The 18,497-nt window shown below is 69.2% G+C and carries 16 protein-coding genes and 1 pseudogene; 5 read left to right on the top strand and 12 right to left on the bottom strand.

Annotated features, from left to right (window positions below):
* Nucleotides 1-232 precede the first annotated feature (232 nt).
* The 6 genes and pseudogenes from RF646_RS02800 to RF646_RS02825 form a co-directional block, all read right to left on the bottom strand.
* Entirely contained in the window at nt 233-1,333 is a 1,101-nt protein-coding gene (locus tag RF646_RS02800) for a mandelate racemase/muconate lactonizing enzyme family protein (protein ID WP_368835139.1), read from the bottom strand.
* A 31-nt stretch (nt 1,334-1,364) separates the two neighbouring features.
* A complete protein-coding gene (locus RF646_RS02805) occupies nt 1,365-2,246 on the bottom strand; it encodes a LysR family transcriptional regulator (RefSeq protein ID WP_064847414.1) in 882 nt (293 codons plus the stop codon).
* A gap of 110 nt (nt 2,247-2,356) precedes the next feature.
* Nucleotides 2,357-2,776: pseudogene (locus RF646_RS02810) on the bottom strand (MFS transporter); the annotation flags it as partial.
* A gap of 152 nt (nt 2,777-2,928) precedes the next feature.
* Nucleotides 2,929-3,138, bottom strand: coding sequence for a hypothetical protein (locus tag RF646_RS02815; protein ID WP_368835140.1), 210 nt, complete (start codon nt 3,136-3,138; stop codon nt 2,929-2,931).
* A 163-nt stretch (nt 3,139-3,301) separates the two neighbouring features.
* Entirely contained in the window at nt 3,302-3,775 is a 474-nt protein-coding gene (locus RF646_RS02820) for an AMP-binding protein (protein ID WP_368835181.1), read from the bottom strand.
* Nucleotides 3,776-3,781: 6 nt separating this feature from the next.
* Nucleotides 3,782-5,491, bottom strand: a complete 1,710-nt coding sequence (locus tag RF646_RS02825) for a long-chain-fatty-acid--CoA ligase (RefSeq protein WP_368835141.1) — start codon at nt 5,489-5,491, stop codon at nt 3,782-3,784.
* 156 nt (nt 5,492-5,647) lie between these two features.
* Between RF646_RS02825 and RF646_RS02830 the strand changes: the two genes are divergently transcribed.
* From RF646_RS02830 to RF646_RS02845, 4 genes are all read left to right on the top strand, one after another.
* The gene (locus RF646_RS02830) at nt 5,648-6,613 is read left to right on the top strand and encodes a hypothetical protein (protein WP_368835142.1); all 966 of its coding nucleotides are present in this window, start codon (nt 5,648-5,650) and stop codon (nt 6,611-6,613) included.
* Between the two features lie 63 nt (nt 6,614-6,676).
* The gene (locus RF646_RS02835) at nt 6,677-7,393 is read left to right on the top strand and encodes a response regulator transcription factor (RefSeq protein WP_085106122.1); all 717 of its coding nucleotides are present in this window, start codon (nt 6,677-6,679) and stop codon (nt 7,391-7,393) included.
* Between the two features lie 19 nt (nt 7,394-7,412).
* Nucleotides 7,413-8,720, top strand: a complete 1,308-nt coding sequence (locus RF646_RS02840; RefSeq protein ID WP_240919060.1) for a sensor histidine kinase — start codon at nt 7,413-7,415, stop codon at nt 8,718-8,720.
* Nucleotides 8,717-9,742, top strand: a complete 1,026-nt coding sequence (locus tag RF646_RS02845; RefSeq protein ID WP_167318047.1) for a hypothetical protein — start codon at nt 8,717-8,719, stop codon at nt 9,740-9,742. Before RF646_RS02840 ends, RF646_RS02845 begins: the two co-directional genes overlap by 4 nt.
* A 58-nt stretch (nt 9,743-9,800) precedes the next feature.
* Here RF646_RS02845 and RF646_RS02850 read toward each other — a convergent pair whose 3' ends face one another.
* Nucleotides 9,801-10,439, bottom strand: a complete 639-nt coding sequence (locus RF646_RS02850) for a hypothetical protein (protein WP_368835143.1) — start codon at nt 10,437-10,439, stop codon at nt 9,801-9,803.
* Nucleotides 10,440-10,659: 220 nt separating this feature from the next.
* Between RF646_RS02850 and RF646_RS02855 the strand changes: the two genes are divergently transcribed.
* Nucleotides 10,660-11,325 carry a DNA-3-methyladenine glycosylase I gene (locus tag RF646_RS02855; RefSeq protein ID WP_098055082.1) on the top strand — a complete coding sequence of 222 codons (666 nt, stop codon included), beginning with the start codon at nt 10,660-10,662 and terminating at the stop codon, nt 11,323-11,325.
* 3 nt (nt 11,326-11,328) lie between these two features.
* Here RF646_RS02855 and RF646_RS02860 read toward each other — a convergent pair whose 3' ends face one another.
* The 5 genes from RF646_RS02860 to RF646_RS02880 form a co-directional block, all read right to left on the bottom strand.
* Nucleotides 11,329-12,903: a dihydrolipoamide acetyltransferase family protein gene (locus RF646_RS02860; RefSeq protein WP_368835144.1), complete on the bottom strand. Its 1,575-nt coding sequence runs from the start codon at nt 12,901-12,903 to the stop codon at nt 11,329-11,331.
* 54 nt (nt 12,904-12,957) lie between these two features.
* Entirely contained in the window at nt 12,958-13,932 is a 975-nt protein-coding gene (locus RF646_RS02865; protein WP_064847424.1) for an alpha-ketoacid dehydrogenase subunit beta, read from the bottom strand.
* The gene (locus RF646_RS02870) at nt 13,929-15,110 is read right to left on the bottom strand and encodes a thiamine pyrophosphate-dependent enzyme (RefSeq protein ID WP_368835145.1); all 1,182 of its coding nucleotides are present in this window, start codon (nt 15,108-15,110) and stop codon (nt 13,929-13,931) included. The genes RF646_RS02865 and RF646_RS02870 overlap by 4 nt, the downstream gene beginning before the upstream one ends.
* Before the next feature lie 94 nt (nt 15,111-15,204).
* Complete coding sequence (locus RF646_RS02875) at nt 15,205-16,365, bottom strand: histidinol-phosphate transaminase (RefSeq protein WP_085106116.1); 1,161 nt, start codon at nt 16,363-16,365, stop codon at nt 15,205-15,207.
* Nucleotides 16,366-16,409: 44 nt separating this feature from the next.
* A complete protein-coding gene (locus RF646_RS02880; protein WP_368835182.1) occupies nt 16,410-18,443 on the bottom strand; it encodes a hypothetical protein in 2,034 nt (677 codons plus the stop codon).
* Nucleotides 18,444-18,497 lie beyond the last annotated feature (54 nt).

An 18,497-nucleotide genomic window follows, 5' to 3' on the forward strand; every position in this document is an offset into this window, starting at 1 on the left:
GGACAAGGTCGTGAGCGAACTCGACGCCGAGGAAGCCGCGGCCGGGATCTATACCAAGTTCGGCATCTATTCCCGCGGCGAGCTCGCGGCCCTGTACCGGAGCAGGAATAACGGGCCCTGCTGGACCGGGAGTCGAGAGCCGGGACGACCCCGGTGTCGCCACCCGCCCACGACCGCACGCAGGATGCGGCCCGCCCACCCCGCCCCGCGCGAGGGACGGGGGCGGGCCGCCTCAGCGGGCCCGGTAGTAGGCGAGCTTGTCCTCGTCGATCACGGTGCCGACCCCGGGGACGTCCCGCACGTGGATCTTCCCGTCCACGATCCGCAGGGGCTCGGCCAACAGGTCGTCCGCCATGTCCAGGAAGTTGGACAGCTCCCCCGCGCGCTTGGACGCGTGGGAGAAGGCCGCGCCGAAGGTCACGGACGCGATGGTCCCCACCTGGGTGTCGATCTGGTTGCCCACGTAGACGTCCACGCCCAGGCCCTCCGCGAGACCCACTATCTTGGTGGCCTCGGTGAAGCCCGAGCGCGCGGTCTTGATCGCGAGCAGGTTCGCTCCCCCGCTCAGCAGCTCCTTGGCCGCCGTGCCCAGGTTCGGGGCGGACTCGTCCGCGGCAATCGGGATGGGCGAGGTGCTCACGAGGCGACGTCGGCCCATGACTTCCCGAGCGTCGTCGGGCTCCTCGAGGAACTCCATGCCGAGGTCCGCGGTGAGGCGCAGGACCTCGGAGGCCTCGTTGGCGCTCCACCCGCGGTTGGCGTCCATGTAGATCCGCGCGTCGGGACCCAGGCCCTCGCGCAGCACGCGGGCGGCCTCGACGTCGAGCGAGACGGGGTGGCGCCCCGTCTTGAGCTTGAAAGTGGTGATCCCGTAGGTCTCCCGAAACTCCAGGGCGATCTCGAGCAGCTGTTCCGCGGGCTTGAACCCCAGCATGTGGGAGACGCTCATGTGGTCGGTGTACCCGCCCAGCAACGTGGACACGGGTTGTCCGAGCAGCTGGCCAATCGCGTCCCACACGGCGATGTCCACCGCGCCCTTGGCGGTCTGGTTGTGGAAGGTGCGGTCCATGACAGTCTGCATCCGCTCACGGGCGAAGGCGTCCAGACCACTGAGCTGCGGGGAGAAGATGTCCTCGATCACCGCCACGATGGACTTCTGGGTCTCACCGTAGGTGTACGGCCGGGGCGGGGTGTCCGCGGTGCCCACGATGCCCTCGTCCGTGTGCACCCGCACGAGGACGTGGTCCGCTTCCGTCACGGAACCCGAGGCGAAGTGCAGGGGGTGCACGTAGGGGATCGAGTAGGGGATCGCCTCGATGCGGGTGATGTTCATGGTCGCCTTTCTTGAGCGGGTGGTGCTCGGGTCAGTCGTGGTCGGTGACGTCCATGACGAGGTTCAGGAAATTGCCCAGCAGGGCCGAGCGGTCGTCCCGCCGCCAGGCCACGGCCATCTCGGTCACGGGGGAATCCTCAAGGCCCGCGTAGAGCACGCCCTCGAGCTGCAGCGCCCGCACGGACTCGGGGACCACGGCGATCCCGCTGCTGGCCGCGACAAACGAGAGCATGGTGGAGGTCTCGTGGGTGACCTGCGCGATGCGCAGCTGGAAGCCCGCCCGGCGGCACATCTCGGACACGGTGCGGTACACGGCCGATCCCGGCGGGTAGGACACGAAGTTCTGCTCCTGCAGTTCGTTCGCCGCCACGGGCCGCCCGGACGCCAGGGGGCTGTCGCTGGGCATGGCCACCACGAGCTTCTCCCGGCCCACGATCCGGTACTCGATGTCCTGGGATGCCACGGGAGGGCGCAGGATCGCGGCGTCGAGCGTGTGGTCCCGCAGTCCTGCCTCCATGGCTGGCGTCAGCATCTCGCCCTGCAGGGTGAGGGAGACCCCGGGCAGCTGCTCCTTGGCGTGGCGCACGAGCCGCGGCATGACGCTGTAGGTGGCCGAGCCCGAGAAGCCCACGCGCAGCACCCCGGTGGCGCCGTTGCCCACCTGGTAGACGTCCGCCTTGAGCGTCTCCACCTCGTTGATGATCTGGCGTCCGCGGTCCAGCAGCTCCTGTCCGGCCGGGGTCAGGTCCACGCGCCGGGTCGTGCGGTCCAGCAGTTTGACGCCGAGCTGTTCCTCGAGCTGACGGATCTGTTGCGACAACGGCGGTTGCGCCATGTGCAAGCGTTTGGCGGCACGGCCGAAGTGCCGCTCCTCCGCCACTGCGATGAAGTAGTTGAGTTGTCGAAGCTCCATGGTTCTCCCCGGTCCCCGTCCGCCACCTTGATATGGAGTTTAGCCATAATCACAGGGATTAGAAATAGATATTGTCAGAATTCGACGACGCCGAAGTGCACACCGGCGGAAACCGGGATGCCCTGGAATACGCGCAGCGGGATGAGCAGGATCGCACCCCACGAACCGATGCTCGCGGAGGACGGGATCAGCCCGATCAGCGTGGAGCCGATACCCATGACGAACATGGGCAGGATGAGCATCTTCTTCCGGCCCAGTTTGTCCCCGAAGTGACCGAAGATCGCACCGCCCAGGGGCCGCGCGAGGTACCCCGCGGCGAACGTCCCGTAGGAGGCGATCACGCCGGCCACCGGGTCCAGGTCCTGGAAGAACACGTGCGGAAACACCAGCGCGGAGGCGGAGAGCAGGAAGTCGTAGTACTCGATGGTGGAGCCCAGGTAGCTGGAGAGGATCACGCGGCGCGCTTCCCTGTCCTGCGACCTGCGATCCATGGACCGCAGCTCGGTCCCCGGGGCGGTGGTTGATGACATGGTGGTTCCTCGAGATCAGGCGCGTTCGCGCAGGACGTTCTTCTGGATCTTGCCCGTGGTAGTGCGCGGCAGTTCGGCCACGACCTCCACCCGAGCGGGAAGCTTCTAGGTGGCCAGCCCCTCGCGCAGCCGGGTGAGGATCTCGTTCCCGCTCAGCTCAGGGGCGTCCTCGAACAGCACGACGAACGCGCGGCCGGTCTCGCCCAACGCCCGTCCGGCACACCGATTACGGCCGCTTCCTGGATCTCCCCGAGACCCGGCAGGGCGTTCTCCACCTCCGCGGGGTACACGTTCTCCCCGCCCGAGATGTACACGTCCTTCATGCGGTCCTTGATGTAGAGGTACCCGTCCTCGTCCTCCACGGCGATGCCCCCGGAGTCACCACGTCCGGGGTGCGGAACTGACGGTGGATGATGATGGTCCCGCCCAGCATGAATGTGGGCAGCGTCATCATGGTCAGCCCGGCAATGTGGAACAGGGGCGCCACGGCCAGGTGGTCCTCGTCCTGGCGCGGGTCCTGACCGATCAGGGTGTTGACGTACTGGTAGAAGAGGTTGTCCGGTGCGTGAGCGTGGCACCCTCGGGCCGGCCCGTGGTCCCGGACGTGTACATGATCAGGGCCAGGTCGTCCTGCTCCACCGGTTCGTCCACGAGCTCCTCGGAACCGGAGGCCAGGAACCGCTCGTACTCCTCCCCGGGTCCGCCGCCGTCCATACTCACCCAGGAGCGCACGCCGGTCAGTTCGGCCTCCAGACCCGCAGCATTCTCGCGTTGGTCCTGTCCGAAGACCACGGTGGTGGCACCGCAGTCGCCCAGAATGTACTCCACTTCCGCCTGCCGCAGCCGGGGGTTCACCAGGACTGCGGCCGCCCCGATCGATCCCGCGGCGAAGAACGTCTCCAGCAGGGCGGGGTGGTTGAACCCCATGTAGGCCAACCGGCCCCCGTGGTGCCCGCCCGTTCGGCAGGAGTTGTTCCGACCGAGCTGATCCCGGCCGATGAGGTGTCAGGAGTCCAACAGGTTGTTCTTGATGATGTCCTGCTTGACCGCTCGCCGCAGGGTCTTACCGAGCATCGTGCGGGGCAGGTCGTCCATGGCCACGATCCGGCGCGGCACCTTGTAGCGGGTGACCTTGTCGTAGCAGTGCTTGCGCAGGGCGTCCTCATCTAGGGTGACCCCGGGTTCCAGCACGACCGCCGCAACCACGGTCTCGTTGCCGTCGTCGTTGGGGATGCCCACCACGGCCGCGTCCGCGACACTGTCGTGCAGTTTCAGGGCGGTCTCCACCTCGGAGGGGGCCACGTTGAAGCCGCCGGTGATCACCACTTCCTTGATCCGGTCCACCACGCGCAGGAAGCCGTCCTGGTCCACCGTCACGATGTCACCGGTGCGCAGCCAGCCGTCCCCCGTGAACAGTTTCGCGGTCTCCTCGGGGCGCTTCCAGTAGCCCTGCGTGACCTGGGGGCCCTTGACCAGCAGCTCACCCTCCGCGTCCTCGGGAACGTCCTCACCCGTCTCCGGATCCACCATGCGCACGTCCGTGCTGGGGAAGGGGATGCCGATCGAACCCGAACGGCGGTGCTCGTTGAGGGGGTTGCACGCGACCAACGGGGAGCACTCGGTGAGGCCGTAGCCTTCAATCAGCACCCCGCCCGTGGCGTCCTCCCACGTCTCGACCAGGGGCACGGGCAAGGTCATGGCTCCGGACACCGCCACCCGGATGCCGGTGAGATCCTTCCCCTGCTCAGCGGCGGCGTCGAGCACCTTCTGGTACACGGGCGGGACGGCCGGCAGCACCGTGGGCATGCTCTTCTTCATGGCCCGCAGGATGAGGTCCGCGCGCACGGTGGGGAACAGGACGAGCTTGGCGCCCAGGGACATCGCGAACGTGACACCCAGGGTCAGCCCGAAGGCGTGGAACAGGGGCAGCACGCCGTAGACGACCCCGTCGGACGAGCTGTCCAACCAGTGCTGGCCCATCACGGCGTTGGACTCCAGGTTGCGGTGGCTCAGCATGGCGCCCTTGGGCAGGCCCGTGGTCCCGGACGTGTACTGCAGCAGGGCGATGTCCGTGGCCGCGGGCCGGGGGTGGTCCTCACGGATCGGGTCGGAGTCCACGAGGGACTTCCACGCGATGGTCCCCGGGGCCGGCTGGGTGAGCTCTCGGCGCTGCTCGGCGAGCTTCTTGAGGGGCAGGCGCAGTCCCACGCGCATCATCGTGGGCATGCTCGCGGTGATGTCCACGGCCACGACGTGCTCGACGGCCAGGTCCTTGGGCATCCCGGTGATCCTCGCGGCGACCTTGTCCCACGCGATCACCACGCGCGCACCGTGGTCCTCGAACTGGTGGCGCAGTTCCGGGGTCGTGTACAGCGGGTTGTGTTCCACCACGATGGCCCCGAGCCGCAGGGCGGCGTAGAAGGCCACGATGTGCTGGGGGCAGTTGGGCAGCACGATGGCCACGCGGTCCCCGGTCTGCACGCCCAGCAGCCGCAGTCCTTCCGCGACCCGTCGCACCTGGTCACCGAGCTGCGCGTACGTCATTCCCGCGCCGAAGAACTCGACCGCCGTCTTCGCGCCGTGGCGGGCCACCGATTTCTCGAGCATGTGCACCAGGGAGGTCTCGGGCAGCTCCAGGTCTCGGGGAACGCCGGGGTCGTAGCTCGCCGTCCACGGGCGGGTCGCCAGGAAGTCTCGGGAATTCGTCTCAGCCATGTCAGCGAGGCTACCGTCCCGCCTGTCCCGCCGTGGGACATTCGCCCGCGTCCCACGACGACGTCGCACCCGGCGCCCCGGACCCGTCCCACGGTCCCGGTCTCGATAGACTTCTGGGGACCCGCCACCGGAATCCCCGCCGAATCGAGGCCCTCCATGTCCCCCTCCACCGCTCGCGATCCTCTCGATGACGGCAACGCACCCTGGACCGAGCCGACCTCCCGGGTGAGCCCCGCCGGCGATGCCCAGGCCACGCGCCCCCTCCCCCGTCCCGGGGTCCGGCACGACGACGCCGCGGCCGGCGACACCGCCGCCCTGCCGTCGGTCTCCCCGTACGACGACGTCCGCTCCCCCGCCCGGGACACGGCACCGCGCACGGGACGCACCGGCGTCGCCTCCGGACGTCTGCACCCGCGGGACGAGCGCTCCGGCAACACGGACCCCGTGGGCGACGACCACCTCACACCCCCGAGCGAGCGGATCTCGGCCGAGGCCGCGTGGGACTCCATGCGCCCCGCGGTGCGCCCGGAGGGCTCCACCGCCGCGGCCCGACCCACGGTGGAGGAACTGCGGCGGCGGCAGCGCCAGCACTTCGGCGGTATGCAACTGATCCCCGGGGTGTTGGGACTGCTCACGGCCATCTCACTGGGTGGCCTGTTGCTCACGCTCGCCGGGCTGCTGGGACCCCAGCTGGGCCTGGACGTGACCCGGGGAGCGGGCGACACCTTGGCCCGGGCATGGCAGGCGCCGGGGGCGGCGCAGTCGTGGATCGCCGTCGCCGTCCTGGGCGTCGTGGAACTGCTCTCGATGATCGCGGGAGGGTACGTGGCCGGGCGCATGGCGCGCTTCTCAGGGGTCGCCCAGGGCATGAGCGTGTGGCTGTGGTCCCTGCTGGCGCGCGCCGTCGCCTCGGTCGTGGTGTTGCTGTGGGCCGACGCCGCCACGGCGGCCGGTCCCCGCTGGGTCGCGCAGGAGCTGATCGGGAGCGATGTGGGAATGGGTCTCATCGCGCTCGCGGGTCTCGTGCTGCTGGGACTCGCGGGCTCGATCCTGGGCGGGGTGTGGGGCATGCGCTACCACCGTAAAGTGGACGCCTGGACGGTTTCGAATGCAATAAGCTAGTAGACTTCCGTTCTGTCGAGGGTCTGGGCTGGGTCCTCACTGGGGAGTACGGAGGAACTTTCTATGCCTTCAACACTCGTCGCCGTAGTCGACGATCATGAAGTGGTCCGTGAAGGCGTGCGCCTGGTGTCCATGACATCGCTCGCGGACGTCAAGCTCGTGGGATCATCGGATTCCGTGTCCACCCTGTTGGACCAGTTGGGCCGGGACCCGGAGAATCCCGCCCTCACCGCGCAGGGCTCGAAACGCATCGAGTGCGACGTCGTCCTGCTGGACCTGTCCCTGGCGGACAAGTCACGCCCGGCGGGCAACGTGGAACGGTTGCGCAGCGCCGGGATGAAGGTGCTGATCTTCAGCATCGGCGAGAACGCCGGGTTGATCCGCGAGGCGCTGCGCGCCGGCGCCCTGGGGTTGGTGCGCAAATCGGACCCGCTCGAGCACGCCATCGAGGAGGCGCGGGCGATTGCGGACGGCAAACCCGTGATCACCAAAGAACTGGCCGCGGCCATCGACGGGGACGTCGAGTTCTCCCGCGCCGCCCTGTCCCCGCGCGAACGCGAGACCCTGCGCCTGTACGCCTCCGGGTTCGCCCAGGTGCAGGTCGCCCGCCGCATGGGGATCAAGCAGTCCGCGGTGAAGACCAACATCGACCGGATCCGTGAGAAGTACGCGCGGATCGGGCGCCCGGCCCCCACCAAGATCGACCTGCGGATCCGCGCGATCGAGGACGGTCTCGTGGACCCCGAGGACGACGTGACAAGCGCCGAGAAGAAGCTGTGATTCCCCCACCGGACACCCCGTGATCCTGCTGGGGAGGCCACCGGAGGGCCGGGCCCGCTCCTACCGGACGGTCAACACACGGTTGCGGTGGAAGCGCTTCTTCGCGACCACCGCCCCGGACGAGCTCGGGCTGAACACCTACCGCGCCCACTGGTTCGCGATGATCGGCTTCGGCGTGTTCGCCGTGACCCATCTGATCGAGGCGCTGCCCATCTTCGCGCAACAGCAGCACTCCCTCCACGGGTGGTACACGATCTTCCTGTTGGCGCTCGCGGTGCTCACCGGCCTCACCCTGTTCTACGGGTTGCGCCATTCCGTGCGCCCCTGGGTGTTCCTGGCCTACACGGCCGTGGTCTCCGCGGCCATCCTGGCCCTGCCGCTCGCGTGGACGGGTGAGCCCATGCCCCAGAACCCCTGGATCTCGGGGTTCATCATCCTGGCGGTGGGAGCGGCGGCGGTGCTGTGGAGCCCCACAGCCGCCATCCTGTACATGATCATGAACGAGGGCGTGTACGCCCTGATCTCCGCCCTGCTCATCACCGCGGAGCCCATCCCGGAGTCATGGCTCACGGCGGGACTCTCCCGCATGGTGTTCAGCCTCATGCTCGTGGTGGTCCTCACCGTCGGCAAGCACGGTGTCGAGCGCATGGACATCGCCTACGCCGAGGCCTTGTCGCAGACGCTCGCGCTGCGGCGCAGCCGTTCGGAGACCGCCGACCAGGAGCGGATCGACCGGTTGATCCACGACAACGTGATGGCCGCCCTGCTGGACGCGTCCCGCACCCGGGGTGTCCTACCCAAGCGCACGCGCCAGCTCGCCGCACGGGCCCTGGACATCCTGGCCGAGGAGTCCGACCGCTCCTCCGCGAACCACACCGTGATGGTCCACGTGCTCATGGACGAGCTCATGGAGGCCCTCGCCCCGTGGCGCGCACGTGTGCGATTCACCAACCTGCGGGCGCCCATGCGGCCCGTGGGCGAACCGCGGGTGTTCGTCCCCGCGGACGTGGCGCACGGTTTGACCCAGGCCGTGACGGAAGCGGTGTCCAACAGCGCCCGGCACTCGGGCAGTGAGTACACGACCGTGTCGATGGAGGGTGAGCTGTGCCCCGCCAGCGGGACCAATCCCGAGGGCTTCTTCCTGCGGTTCACGATCAGTGACGACGGCCGGGGCTTCAACTACCACGACGTCCCCAACCGGCGGCTCGGGGTGCGCGTGTCCATCGTGGAGAACCTTGAGTCCATCGGCGGACGAGTGTCCCTGGACACCGCACCGGGGCGTGGGACGCGTGTGACGCTGGTGTGGCCCAAGGATGTGACGGCATGAGCGGGTCCACGCGCGCGGTCTTCGCCCACCGCTACATGCGCTTCATCCTGCTGGCGGCATTCTGCGCACCCTTCGTGGCCACCGTGGGCTACCTCCAGGATTCCATCCGACCCGAGCAGTTGGCCGTGTCCGTGGTGAACTACGCGCTGGCCGGGTCCATCATCGCGCTACCCCGCTGGGACGGTTCCCAGTTCCCCCTGATCCCCACCGCGTTGACGTCCGTCCTGTTCCTGGCGGCCGCCCAGCAGGGCTACGCCGCGACCCCTGTGACGCTGCAGGCGGGACAGACCCCGTGGTTCCATCTCGGGTTTATCGCCCTGTTGTTCGGCCTGGGGATGCGACGCCGCCCCGGCTGGGCCTTCGCGGTGTGGCTCGGTGTCACGGTGTTGTCCGTGAGCCGGTGGCCCGTGGTCAACGGGGTGATCATGCCCATCGAGGCATATCACGTGGTGGGCATCGCCGTGGTGCTCGTGACGTGGATGGTCGAGCGGCAGTACGACTTCTTCATGCGGCGCAGACAGGACACCCAGCGCCTACTGGCCACCGCGCGCAGCCGCGACGAGGCCGAGAAGGGGATGCGCTACGCCTCCAACCGGCGGGTGGACGAGGTCCGCCGGTTGGCCGGTGGGCTGCTGGAGCAGATCGCCAAGGATTCCTCCGAGGTGACCGACTACGACGTCCAGCAGTTCCGCCTCACCGAGGCCCAACTGCGGGACAGCATCCGCGGTCGCTCCATCGCGACGCCCTACATCCTGGAGCTCACCCGCGCGGCACGTGCCCGGGGGATCACCGTGGACATCCTGGACGAGCGCGGCAGTGCTCCGTCGCCCGAGGTTCTGGAAGCCACCACACAGCAGCTCTCGGCGATCCTCGCGGACGCCCGCTCCGGCGCCGTGACCGTGCGGGCCCTGCCCCCGGGTGACCCCACCGCGGTGTTCATCGTCCACGACTCCCAGGACCCGGACGCCGATCCCGTGGCCGTGGAGATCGCAGACGGCACGGGGGCCGTTTCCGTTTTCTGAGTCCGGATGCCTCGAGCGTGCATTCCGCATGACGACGCCACGGCGCTGCGTCTCCCGGTCAGGCCACGCAGAAGCTGATGCTGGGAATGGCGAGGAACTCCCACCCGCCCGCGACCGGCGCCGCATAGGTGAAGGTCAGAGACGAGAACCGCGATGTCGTATTCGTGCTCATGACGTTCCGTACCGTTTTCGTCTGTGAACTCACGTACTCCGCCGAACGAAAAAAGGTGGCCCCCGCAGCACCCCTCGTCGCGTTGGCGGACGTCAAGTCCCCCGTCATGACCCAGGGTTGATCGATCGTCACGGTGTCTGTGTACTGGTATGCGCCACTCGACAGGGTGCTGTTTAACCGGGTGATGTCCAGGATGGTGATACTCGCCGACGTCAGTGGGACCGGGAATTCAAACGTCACCCTGGTGGTCGTGTTGTACCCGATGTTCAGCACGAGCCCGGGAGATGCCTGGGTGAGCCCGGAGATGGGATAAGGGGCTGTGCTCGTCGGGTAGCCGTTCTGCTCGCCTTGGTAATCCATCTTGCCGTTGAACCTTGAACTGTACATCCCGGTTGACGGGCCGACACTGCGCGGATTCACCGCCCCAGCTTTGCCGCCACGGACAACTCTCGTGGTGACTGCGGCGGACGGCGCGTTCACCTGCGAGATGGCTGTGCCCGTCAGCCCGTTCGCGTCCGTACCCACCGCGAATTGGGAAAAGCTGTAGTTGTAGCACCCCCCCCCCGCACCGGCCGGACCCCGCCATGGACCGGCCCCGCCCACCATGTACCCGCCTCATCCACGACGGTCCCGCCCCGCGGCAATCGCCCTGCACAGCGCGCCCGCCGGGCGGGTTCACACGCCGGTGATACCCGGGGGCCCGCGAGCGCGGATCACAGTACACCACCCGCCCTAGCGTGCTGCCATGACGACTTCATCGGAGACCACCTCGGCAGATGCCCAGGACACCTCACATTCCACGCCCCACACCGCCTTCCGGGTGGTGCACTGCGGGGACGGGTTGCGGCGCTGCCCGTGGGCCGTGAGCACACCCGGGGCGCTCGCGGATCACGATCACGACTGGGGGACGGCCCCCTCGAGCGCGGACGAGTACTTCGCCACGCTCACCCTGGAACTCGTGGACTCGGGGCTGGCCCGGTGGTCGCAGTCCGCGCGCCACGGTTCGTGGTACCTCCACATGGCCGATCTCGAACCCGCCCGCGTGTCCCTGTTCGACGAGGACGACGTGGACGACCTCCTCGTCAACGCCGAACTCATCCGCAACCGCGCCAAGATCGAGGCCGTGATCCACAACGCGGAGGTGTGCCGGGACTGGGACATGGACCGGTGGCTCGCGCTGCTCGAGGAGGCCGGGGTGCCCTTCCCGGGTGACGCCCCGGAAGCGGCGCCGGACAACGCGCTGGAACTCCCGGACAGTTCCACGGAGTCCCGCCGACTGTCCCAGGTGCTGCGATCCCACGGCATCGTGCTGGTGGGCCCGGTCACCGCCTACCGGTGGTTGCAGCGCATCGGCCGGGCACCGGGCCACCTCGCCGGGTGCTTCCGCACGGAGCCGGGCGACGGCGGCTGAGCATCAGTCAAGCAGCAGAGCGGGTTCCTCGAGGATGCGGGCCACGTCCGCCATGAACCGCGCGGAGAGGTCACCGTCCACCACGCGGTGATCGAAGGAACCCCCCAGGGTCGTGATCCACCGCGGGATGACGTCCCCGTCCACGACCCACGGCTTCTGCTTGATGGTCCCGAAGGCCACGATGGCGGCTTCACCGGGGTTGATGATGGGGGTTCCCGTGTCGATGCCCAGCGCACCGATGTTCGTGATGGACAGCGTCCCACCCTGCATGTCCCCCGGCTGGGTGCGCCCGGCGCGCGCGGTCTGCGTCAGCTCGTGCAGCGCGATCGCCAGCTCCCGGAGGCTGAGGTCCTGCGCGTCCTTGATGTTGGGAACCAGCAGACCCCGGGGCGTGGCCGCGGCGATGCCCAGGTTCATGTAGCGCTTGATGATGATCTCGGTGTCGGTCCACGTGGCGTTGACCTGCGGGTTGCGGGCGGCCGCCCAGATCACGGCCTTGGCCAGGATCAACAGCGGCGTGACCTTCACACCCTCGAAGTGCGGGGACTGCTTGAGCCGCTTGACGAACTCCATGGTCCGTGAGGCGTCCACCTCCACGAAGATCGACACGTGGGGCGCGCTGAAGGCGGACTTGACCATGTTCTGGGCGGTGGCCTTGCGCACGCCCTTGACGCGGATGCGTTCCTCCCGCGCGTTGGCCGGCTGGCCGGTGTGGGTCCAGAACGTGTCCGGGCCGTCCTCCACCTCGCGCAGGTGTGCCGCGTAGGCGAGCAGGTCGCGTTTGGTGACCTGGCCGCCGTCGCCGGTGGCCTGCACGTCCGCGAGATCGATGCCCATCTCCTTGGCCGCCTTGCGCACCGGGGGCTTGGCCAGGTTCGGACGGCGCGGGATCGACGCCGAGGCGGGCCCCTGTTCGGCACCCTCGTCCCGAGACTTCAACCAGGACTCCCCGCGGTCCCGGATCTTCCCGGCCTTCTCCGCGAGGTCCACGGCGGCACTTCCCAGTCCCGTGCGGGACAACCGGTCCGCCCAACCGTGCTTGCGCTCGTCGGCCGGCCCCGCGGCGGCGTCGGCGCGGGAGGTCGAGGCGCTCAGACCCTGGGGCGCCTCGGCGTCCGTGCGCATGCCCACGCGGGTACGACGCCGCCGACGCACCGGGTCCGCCTTGGGCCCCGAGCCCACGAGGGCCTTGCCCTGGGCGGAGTCCATGCTGCGCCCCGAACCGGACGTCGCGTCCTCACCGGTCGACGCGGCGGTGTCGGGCGCGGGGGCGTCGGCCAGACCGTCCTCCGGGGCGGAACCCGTGTAGCCGGGGTCAGTGGCACCGGCGGGAGCGTCGTCGGCAGAGCTCACGGAGATGATGGGCGTGCCCACCTCCACGGTGTCCCCCTCCGCGACGAGGATCTCCTGGACCGTGCCCTCGAACGGCGAGGGCAGCTCCACCACGGACTTGGCGGTCTCGATCTCCACGAGCACCTGGTTGACGGACACGGTGTCCCCCTCGGACACCTTCCAGGCCACGATGTCGGCCTCGGTCAGACCCTCACCCACGTCGGGCAGTGTGAATACCTGGGACATGACTTCTCCCTCCGGGCCACCGTGTCCGCGCCGGATCACGGTGGGGTGGATGCTCTAGTAGGCGAAGGACCGGTCGAGTGCTTCGAGCACCCGGTCCAGATCCGGGACGTAGTTCTCCTCCACGGCTGCGGGAGGATAGGGCAGGTGGTAGGCGCCCACGCGCAGCACGGGAGCCTCAAGCGAGTAGAACGCACGCTCGGTGACGCGCGCGGCGATCTCCCCGCCCAGACCACCGAACGTGGGGGCCTCGTGGGCGATCACCAGGCGACCCGTCTTGCGCACGGACGCCGTGACGGTGTCGAAGTCGATGGGTGACAGGCTGCGCAGGTCGATGACCTCCACGCTGCGCCCGTCCTCCCGGGCGGCCTCGGCGGCGGCGAGCGCCACGGGCACGAGCGGTCCCCACGCCACGATCGTGGCTTCCTCACCCTCGCGGATCACGGAGGCCTTGAACGGGTCCCCCGGGGAAGTCTTCTCGTCCACCTCGCCCTTGAGCCAGTACCGGCGCTTGGGTTCGAAGATGATGACGGGGTCGTCGCACGCGATGGCCTGCTGCGACATCCAGTAGGCGTCCTGCGCGTTCGACGGCGCGAGCAAGCGCAGTCCCGCCGTGTGGGCGAACAGCGCCTCCGGGGATTCCGAGTGGTGTTCCACGGAGCCGATCACACCTCCGTACGGGATGCGGATCGTCACAGGAACCGTGAGCTGCCCGTCCGAGCGGGCGTGGATCTTGGCCAGCTGGGTCGTGATCTGGTTGAACGCCGGGAACGTGAACCCGTCGAATTGGATCTCGCACACGGGCCGGTACCCGCGTTCGGCGAGGCCCACCGCGGTGCCCACGATCCCCGCCTCACCGAGGGGTGTGTCCAGCACGCGGTGCGCACCGAACCTGGACTTTAGCCCCTCGGTCACGCGGTACACGCCGCCCAGGGAGCCGATGTCTTCCCCCATGAGCATGACCTTGGGGTTCTCCTCCATGGCCCGTGCGAGCCCGGCATTGATGGCCTTGGCCACGGTCAGCTGTGTCACGCGCAGGCTCCTCGGGTGTCGTGGTCGTCCATCTCGTCCTGGGGTGCGAAGCCCGCCTGGTAGTCCAGGTATTCGGCGCGTTCGGCATCCACCAGTGAATGCTGCTCGGCGTACGCCTTGGCGAAGGAGTCCTCGAACCGGGGCGGGGTCATGGCCAGGACGTCCGCGCGCATGCGCTGCGCGATCTCGTCGTTCTCGCGCGCCACGGTCTCGAAGAACTCCTCCTCGACCCCGTGGGCGTCCCGCAAGTGGGCCCGCAGCCGGTCCACGGGATCCAGGTGACCCCACTGCTCTTCCTCGTCCCGTTCGCGGTACTTGGTGGGATCGTCCGCCGTGGTGTGGGCCCCCATGCGGTAGGTCTCCGCCTCGATCAGCACCGGCCCCTCTCCCGCGCGGATCTTCTCGAGCGCGTACCGCGTGGCCGCGACGACGCCCAGGATGTCGTTGCCGTCCACACGCAACCCCTCGAAGCCGTAACCGGCCGCGCGCGTGGCCAGGGGCACGCGGGACTGGGTCGCGAACGGGACCGAGATGGCCCACTGGTTGTTCTGGATGAAGAACAGCACGGGGGCGTCGTAGGACGCCGCGAAGACCATGGACTCGTGGATCTCACCCTCGGTGCTCGCACCGTCCCCGAAGTACGCGATGACGGCCTCCGGGGCGGTTTCCGGCGGAGTGCCCGCATCCTGGGCGGCCTTGCGGTCCAGGGCGGTTCCCATGGCGTAACCCACCGCATGCGGGACCTGGGAGGCGAGCACCATGGTGTAGAGGTTTAGGTTGTGTTTCTCCGGGTCCCAGCCCCCGGCCGTGATGCCGCGGAACAACCGCATCAGATTGGACGGCGCCACACCGCGTTCTAAGGCCACGGCGTGTTCGCGGTAGGACGGGAAGATCCGGTCGGTGGGCAGCGTGGGCCACACAGAACCGACCTGGGCGGCCTCCTGACCCCGCAGGGGCACCCACAGCACGAGCTGGCCCTGACGCTGCAGCGAGGTACCCTCCTCGTCCACGCGCCGCGCCCCGGTCATGGAACGGTAGAGGTGCTGCAACTGTTCGACCGTGACGTCCGCGACGTACGGGGACAACAGGGCATCGTCCGCGATCGCCCCCTGTTCGTCCAGGATCTGGTGACGCGGGAGCGTGCTGGGCACGGCGCCTGCGTGGGTGCGTGATGCCATGGGTGGTGTCGGTCCTTCCGCTGTCCTCGCCTGCCGTCTCGCCACCGTCACGGCGATCCGGGCGTGCGCGGGGTTCTCGGTACTCGTAACGGTCTCAGGGCTGCCCAGGCAGGGGCATGGTGCTGGGGTGCGGGAACGCGGCGCACAGTTCCAGGAACCGGGTGTTCGCCTCGGGCTCCCCGAAACTCACGCGCACCCCTTCCGCACCGAAACGCCGCACGGACAGGGCGTGCTGATCGCACAGCTGGGAGAACGCTTCGCCGTGCTCCCCGAGGGGCAGCCACACGAAGTTCGCCTGGGTGGGCGGGTACTGCCACCCCAGGTCGTCGAGTCCGCGCAGCACGCGCTCCCGTTCGTCCACGACCCGCTGGACCCGTTCCTCGACCTGGTCGATGTTCGTGAGGGACGCGATCGCAGCGAGCTGGGCCACCTCCGTGACACTGAACGCCGGCGCGCTCTGGCGCAGGTACTGCGTGACCTCCTGCTGGGCCACGGTGTAACCCACCCGCAGCCCGGCCAGACCGTGGGCCTTGGAGAACGTGCGCAGGGAGACCACATTGGGGTGATCACGGTAGAGCTCGATGCCGTCGGCCAGGCCCTCGGCGCGCTGGAACTCCCAGTACGCCTCGTCCACGACGACCACCACGTGGGACGGGACCCGCTTCAGGAACTCGCGCACGGCGTCGTCGCGCAGGCTGGGGCCCGTGGGGTTGTTGGGGGTGCACAGCAGGATGACCCGCGTGCGGTCGGTGACGGCGCGGGCCATCGCGTCGAGATCGTGCGAGCCGTCCGGGAGGTTGGGCACCTGCACGCCGAGCGCGCCGGCCAGACCCACCGAGATCGGATACGCCTCGAACGAGCGCCACGCGTGGATCACCTCGTCCGGGCGACCGTCCTCCCCGGAACCGGCGAAGGCCGCGAGCAGTTGGTTGAGTGCGCCCAGGCTGCCCGCACCGGCCACGACGTCCTGCGCGGGGACGTCCAGGTACTGCGCCAGGGCCTCACGCAGGGCGCTCGCGGCGGGATCCGGATAGCGGTTGTAGGCGTCGAAGGACGCGAGCGCCTCCCGGACAGCCGGAACGGGACCGAAGGGGTTCTCGTTGGATGCCAACTTGTAGGCCACGAGACCGGGGATCTCGGCGGCCGACTTGCCCGCGGCGTACGCGGGGAGCTTGCCGAGTACCGCCCGCGGCGTAACGCGCGTGGTCCGCTGCGGTAACCCCTGCGATCCGAAAGCGGGCGTGGAAGTTTCCATAGCTGCCATGCTAACGCCAGGGACCGCCCCACTTCGTCGGTGCGTCAGTGTTCCTCCCGTCCCTGGTAGACGTACGTTTCGGTGCGCGTCCCGGGCCCATGGGGCACCGCGTCCGCGAGCCGCTGCTCGTGGGCCACCACGACCGGGTGCCGCGAATCGGTGATCCCCTGGGCGCCCACCGTGTACACGTACATCTCATGCGCCCCGATCCCCCTGAACCCCTGCTTCAGGGTCAGCGCATCCTGATAGGGGGTGTTCACGCGCACCGTGGATCGGTGGTCGGCGTCCGGGTTGGGCACGCCGTCCAGGGTGGGCACGACGTCGTCCACGTGTTCCACCGCCATCACGGACGTGCCCTCGGGGATCTCGAAGTCCCCCACGGGCGAACCGAACGTGGTGACCGCGGCGACGTCATAACGCTCACGGAACGCACGGTTGGCAGCCAGCCCCGCGGCGTCGATCCCGCCCAGGCTGTGGCCCGTGAGCACCACGGTGTCCCCGGAGCGGATGCCCGCGTCCTGCAGCGCCTGCACGGCCATGCGCTGCGCCTGGGGCAGCTCGGTGAGTGCGGCGTCCGGTTGCGCCGTGATGCCCTGCCCGATCCCCTTCAGATCATGCACGCCGGGACTGTCCTCCCACTTTTCAGTCCCGGTCAGCACCACGGAGTACGCCGTCCTCCCGTTCCCGTCCGTGGCCTTCTGCACCATGACCGTGCTGTTCTCGACCTGCGCCCCGTCCGGGCCCACGCCCGAGACGATGTTCTTGGCGTCCTTGAGCGCCGCGGCGGTCCCCGCGATCGTGGTGGGCACGGCTCCCGCGTGCCGCACCCCGGCCGGAAGCGGTCGCTCGGGCATGCCCGTCATGTGGTGGCGGGCCGCGTTCGCGGCGGTCACCCCGGTGAACACCTCCCGGCGTGCCTCGCGTAACGCGCGCGGGGCGAGCACCGGTCGTAGGGCAGCCGACACACCGCGGTCGAAGGCCTCTGCCGGGGTCAACCGGCGCCCCTTGCGATACGGCGTGTACCACGCGACGCCCGCCAGAGAAGCCGACAGCACGGCGGCCGAGGCGGGCGCGAGCATGGCACCGAGTACCCCGGGTTCCTCCCCCGCTGCATCCCTCCACGGGTCGCCCGCGCCCCCGGTGGTCTTCTCGGACCTGCCGTGCGCGGTGAGCAACCCCACGGCCAGCGCTCGCGCGTGCTGGCCCAGCGTTAAGGGCCTCGGCGCCGACGACGCCGCACCGCCGGTTCTCCCGTCCGGCTTCGCCGCGACGACGCCGGGCCCTGGTGCGTCCGCACCGGCTCCCGGGGTGCCTGCACCGGCTCCCGGAACGGTGTGGGACCCGGAGGCACTCCCGCCGGGCACGACGGGGTACTGAAGCAGCCCATCCATGAGATCGTCCAGGCCAGGCCCGCGGATGAGGGCGTCGGTCCCGCGCGGACCACCTCCCCGGATGAGGAGTCCGTACTGCCACGGCTGGACCCGCTCGAGGAACTCGTGCGGTGAGTCGATCCCCGCGCGAGCCAGTGCGACGTCCAGGTCTTCCAGGGTCCGACCGCCATCCCGGGCCAGAGGGCGGGTCACACCGTACAGGGGCAAACCCCACACCCGCCCCGCCAGGAGGGACGTCAATGCCCTCTCCACGGTCTCGTAGTTCTGCCGCGCGAGAACCAGTCGCGCGGCAGAGGCCTCCAGTGCGGCGATCTGCGCGAGCAGGTCGCGGCTCACGAGATCGGCGAGCGCCCCCGCACCCGCCAGGGACGGCTGCCCCGTGAGGGACCACAGGTGCAGTTCGGCGGTGACCGGGACGAGCCCGGCGAGGACGCCGCCCACGGTCTCGACCACCGCGGTGAGCGAGCCCTCGATCCCCGAGATGACGTCCGTGTCCACCATGACCGCGGTGCCGCCCGGGACGCCACCCGAGACCTCCATGCTGGTTCTCGCGCCCTCGACGGCGGCTGCGACCCGTTCCGGGTCCGCGTGGCCGTCCGGCGTGGGGCGTTCCCCGGAACCAGGGGTGAACAGTTCGCTCTGGAGGTCCTCGGCCCGCCCGTGGACCTCGGTCACGCCGTGTTCCATGCTCACGGCAGTGTCCCGCGGAGACGAGGCGGCCGCATCATCCGCAACCGGCAC

This window comes from Kocuria sp. CPCC 205261, assembly GCF_040981025.1.
Lineage (GTDB): Bacteria > Actinomycetota > Actinomycetes > Actinomycetales > Micrococcaceae > Kocuria > Kocuria marina.